Source organism: Arthrobacter sp. Sr24 (assembly GCF_054511175.1).
Genome location: NZ_JBTNDB010000051.1, coordinates 1 through 4561 on the forward strand (window position 1 = coordinate 1; position 4561 = coordinate 4561).

At 58.4% G+C, this 4561-nt stretch carries 3 protein-coding genes; all 3 read right to left on the reverse strand.

The genetic code is table 11. From position 1 onward, the window contains the following. Positions 1–140 precede the first annotated feature (140 nt). The 3 genes from ACX80D_RS17645 to ACX80D_RS17655 all read right to left on the reverse strand — a co-directional run bounded on the left by ACX80D_RS17645 (position 141) and on the right by ACX80D_RS17655 (position 3995). Complete coding sequence (locus ACX80D_RS17645) at positions 141–2099, reverse strand: glycerophosphodiester phosphodiesterase family protein (RefSeq protein WP_459324164.1); 1959 nt, start codon at positions 2097–2099, stop codon at positions 141–143. A 242-nt stretch (positions 2100–2341) separates the two neighbouring features. After that, positions 2342–2509, reverse strand: a complete 168-nt coding sequence (locus ACX80D_RS17650; RefSeq protein ID WP_459324165.1) for a hypothetical protein — start codon at positions 2507–2509, stop codon at positions 2342–2344. Between the two features lie 112 nt (positions 2510–2621). Continuing rightward, positions 2622–3995 (reverse strand): DUF2252 domain-containing protein, encoded by a 1374-nt coding sequence (locus tag ACX80D_RS17655; protein ID WP_459324166.1) that lies wholly within the window; start codon positions 3993–3995, stop codon positions 2622–2624. Positions 3996–4561 lie beyond the last annotated feature (566 nt).

Here is a 4561-nt window from a genome sequence, read left to right on the forward strand (position 1 = left end):
ACGAGCCACTTTTTTTTTCACTTCCCAAAAGGCACGACGGGGGGACCCCACCTTTTAGAGGAGGGTGGCCCCCCGCCGTCGTACTTCAGGGCTCCTAGAGGAAAAAATTACACCTAGGCACTTTAGGCTCTCTATTCTTTTTAGGGGTTGCGGTGCCGCGATTCCAGCAGCAAGGTGTTGTGCAGATCCCCTTGTACGTAGCCGGATCCGGGGGAGAGCTTCCCGCGGATGGACTGTGCTGTGTCCGGGTGGTCGGTGACTAGCCCGTCAACACCCTCGCGCAGCAGTGCGCGCATGGTGGCGTCGCCATTGACGGTCCAGGCGTACACGTCCTGACCCTGCTGGTGAGCGTCCTGGATCATCTTCGGTGTTAGCGAGGCTTGCTCAATGACATAGAAATCGCAGGGAGATTCTGGCAGGGCGCCGTAGAGCATGCCGATAGTCAGCCCCACACGGAGTTCGGGTCGTTCGGCTTTGATTTTTTGCACCACGGACGGATCCAGTGAGTGGAACGAGTTTCCCTTCAGGGCTTCCAGCGCATCCAACTCGGCGAGGAACGCCTCCACGCAGCCTTCTTGCTCGTGCCCGGTGACTTTCAGTTCAATGAGCAGCGGCATGGACAGTTCGCGAGCACGGGTGACATAGCTGGCCAGTGTGGGGATGGTCTCGCTGTGGCCCTTCATGGTCACCGTGGTGGAAGTGACCTGGGCCGTGGTCATCTCATAGATGCTCTTGTTTTGCCCAGCAAGCACCAACAGGTTCGTATCGTGGCTGGCGACAAATCCGCCGTCCGAGGTCTGCTGAAAATCCACTTCGACAACATCGGTGTGCATGGCAGCGGCAGCGTTCAGACCGCCGATGGTGTTCTCCACGCCGCCGGAATCGTAACCGCGGTGCCCAATCACCAGTGCTTCAAGTGTGGATTCATTTGAATCCTGGGAAGCTGCGTTCAGTTCCGTGATGACTGCGGTGTTGTTCGAACTGGCCGGCAGCGCAGCAGCACTGGTGGCGCACACGGCGGCGAGGACCACCAGAGACCTCAGCGCGATACGAACATCGGTGCCGCGAGCCAACAGCGTCCGCAGATGGAACCCTTCGTGTGGCAGCACACGGTTGGTGAGCACGGCAGGTCTGGGCACAGCAGGTCTACCGGCGGGCGTGGCTTTGGTGCTCGGGACAGTTGGATTAGCAGGCTTGGCCGAGTTAGCTGGCAGTGCCAGGAAGTTCCGGGCCTCGCCGACTAACAGGAACGCGAATCCTTGCGCGGTAGCTACGGTCAAGATGCCGAAAGCCAAAGTTGCCGCGAAAATGGCCGCGCCGGTGTTGGCCATGACTGAATCTAGGGCGTCAACCGCCGTTCCTAGCAACGTTGCTCCGAGCCGCGAGGCAGCCAGCGCCCCAAGGGTGGCAATGGCGCACACCAAAGGTAGCCGGATCCCGCCCTGCCGTGTGGCTCGCAGGCTGCAGAGAAGGCTTTTTGACAGCGGTTGGCGGCGTACCAATGAGAACGGCAACGTCAGGATTGTCGTGTAGATCCCGTAGACAATGATGGCGGCAATGGAACACCAGAGTAATGCTGAAAGCGGTGTTTTCATGTACTCGCGGCCAATGAACGGAGGCATGCCAAGGCTGCCCGTCACCGGTGCAAAGAGGGTGAACCCAATTAGAGGAGCCAGTAAAGCCAATTGGGCGGCCACCAAGAAGGCGCCTCCGCGGTATTGCCTGTTGATGGAGCGCACTAGTCGGGTTCCTACAGTGGCAAGGGAGGGCCGTTCTCCGGAGAGTTGCAGATCGGCGATGACGAGCAAGGTGGCAAAGCAGATCAGGGTAGATGCGGCTACCAGCACGAAAGCGGCGGCAAGTATGGCCAGTGAGATAGGTGACGAGAGCAACGTGCCCATGGTGCGGTCGGTGAGGGTACTCAGACCGGCACGATGCACGGCAGCGAGCAGCAGATCACTGATGCGGGGGCTGACCCAGAGTCCTAAGACGGCAAATAAACCGCTACTAAGGAACCAGTACCGCAGTGGAAGGATGCATAGTTCTCGCAGTGATCGTCCAAGCAAGATAGGTTTGGACGGCAAGAAATTCTTAGGCATTATTCAAGTATTGTCACATTGGATAGCAACCCACATTTTGGGGGGATGAGATTCGTCTCCGCAGTGAGTGAGCCATGACGCTTTCCGGGTTCCCGTGCTGGAACGGAGGCTAGGACAGCACGACTTGGCTGGATTCGCTGGGCGTGCTTTCCTTTCAGTCCGGCGTAGGAACCACAAACCTGGGCGTCAATTTGCTCAGCAGCCGCGTGACATAGACCGTGGGTCGGTGCGGAATCCACCGGTTACTGGCGGAGACTTCGCAGCAGAGGTAAGCGCCACACGGGTTCGTCCGTTACGGCGGTCGCATCCTGAATTTTTGTCAGGATGTTTTCATTGTTGCCCATCGCCTCAGCAGCGTAGGTGCCAAGAGTCCGCAGGCAAGTACCTGTCCGGGTCCGTATGTCCACCATGGCTCCGGGTGGCCGCCATGCCAGCGAGAGGACTGAAAGCAGGGGTTCAAACTGTGGTCCCCAAGACGCTGTCAGTCAGAGTGATCTAGTTTTCTTGTTTCGTGGTGAAAAATCACCAGCCGGCGACACTGGATAGGGTGCCGGAATTCACTGCTTTGAGTAGTTGTTGGTGATCAGTTGATGTCTGATCTGCGTAGGATATGGCGAATTCACCCAAGGCTTCATCAAACTTCCGCCCTTTACCTATATAGGCGTTGATGGCAGTCGGGTCGCCACTGCGCGCATGGGATCGGGCCAAGACGCCGCCGCAAGCGGTGGCGAACTCAACCAGTCGTGGGGCCAGGATCTCGGCATCGGCCACCACCTTCATGTCGCGGAATTGGCGCACATAGAAGTCATGACCGGAATCGGAGGTCCAACCGACAAAGATGTCAGTGGCACTTTGGATCAAGCGCTGGCCAGCCACCACCCGCTGCCCATGATTGCTGTACACACTGGCTCCGGCGAATGGCTCATAGACCGAAGGGCCGGCCTGTTTGATCTGAAGAAATAGCGGATCGTTGTCGTGGATTCCATTGAGCAGCACCAAAAACACGCGCAAGCCCACGCTTCCCACGCCCACCACCTGCTGCACTGCGTCGACTGGGTTGAAGCCCGCCAGCAGATGTTTGCGGTCTTCCTCTAGGGAGGCCCTGTACGCGCTGTAAATGGTTTCAGCAGGAGCTGCCTTGAGGTGGGTCCGGAAGGGTGGCTGCTCGGTGATCCGCAATGTGCCGTTGATCTTTTCGGTGAACTTCTTGGCGGCCCCGGCGCTGGTCTTCTTGGCGGTGGTTTTGGCAATCATTGAACTTGCGCGCTTTTGGTCAGACTTGGAGAAGACGCCTATGAGATCATCGACGGTGACTTTGTCGTACCAAATATCGAGCTGCTTTGCCGTGCTGTACTTAACCATCCGCGTTCGATAGGCGGCCAGGCATGCGCTCACTGCATGTTCGGCCACTGAGGCTTTGAGATTGGCATCCCTGGCCAAAACCACAATGCTGGCCACTAGGCGGGAAACATCCCACTCGAAGGGGCCGGGCAATGTTTCGTCAAAGTCCCGGAGGTCGAAGGAGAGGTTGCGCTCAGGCGTGGCCCACAGCCCGAAGTTGAGAATGTGAGCATCGCCGCACAGCTGCACGGTCAGCCCACTGTTGGGCCTTGAGCCAAGATCGGCAGCGGCAACGGCTGCGGCTCCGCGGTAGTAGGTCCAGGGGGAGGCCGCCATTCGGCCATGGCGCAGCGGTAATAGGCTAGTTTGCCGGATAGCGCTCTGCGCCAGGATCGTTTCGAGTGCGTCGTGGCCACGGGTTTCAGAGTTCCACGTCCCCAGTTCGGATGGTTTGATGTGATCCCGGGCGGCCTGTCCCTGGGCCACTCGGTCCTTGAATCTGACCCTCGGTGCCGCTTTGAAAATTTCTGGGCCGGTGGGAGCTTTATTCGACATTGATCTTTTCCGTTCTTCGCGGTGCCCGCAGCCTAGGTGCGTCCAGTGACTCGGCCAGTTCCACAGAGACTAGCACCAGCCCAAGGCCCCTGAACTTATCTTCTAACTCCTTGAGCGCTATTTGAGCGGGCAGTGAGCCAGGCAGGCTTGTTCTTCTGAATACGGGATCAAGGGGGTCCCCACACAAGGGAGAGCTGGTCACAGGAGCCGAGTCTGCGCCGTCGTCCGTCCTGACGGGAGCTGGCTTGAGAGGAGCCAGCTTGTGAAGATCCGAGCTGGGAGGCTAGCAAGTGAGAAATCGAGTACAGATCTGGCACCTCGTGCGATGATCCGGTGGAATAAGTGCATTGCCACAGGAACCCGTATTCGGCACGTGCCCAGGGCTAATGCAAAGTCGTTGGTAGAGGTCTGATTCTGGCGATTTTGAGGGCGCGGTGGGCGTTTCTGGCGGTGTGTCTGGTGGCTTTGGCGATGTTCGTTATTCGTGCGATGCGGTAGAGACTGATCGCAAGGTTTCTGAGAGAGGCCATGAGTCTGGGCGCGTTGCCGGTCCGCACCATTGATTT

Coding starts and splice junctions, on each gene's coding strand:
- ACX80D_RS17645 (WP_459324164.1), bottom strand. CDS start 2,099: ATGCCTAAGAATTTCTTGCCGTCCAAACCTATCTTGCTTGGACGATCA.
- ACX80D_RS17650 (WP_459324165.1), bottom strand. CDS start 2,509: ATGGTGGACATACGGACCCGGACAGGTACTTGCCTGCGGACTCTTGGC.
- ACX80D_RS17655 (WP_459324166.1), bottom strand. CDS start 3,995: ATGTCGAATAAAGCTCCCACCGGCCCAGAAATTTTCAAAGCGGCACCG.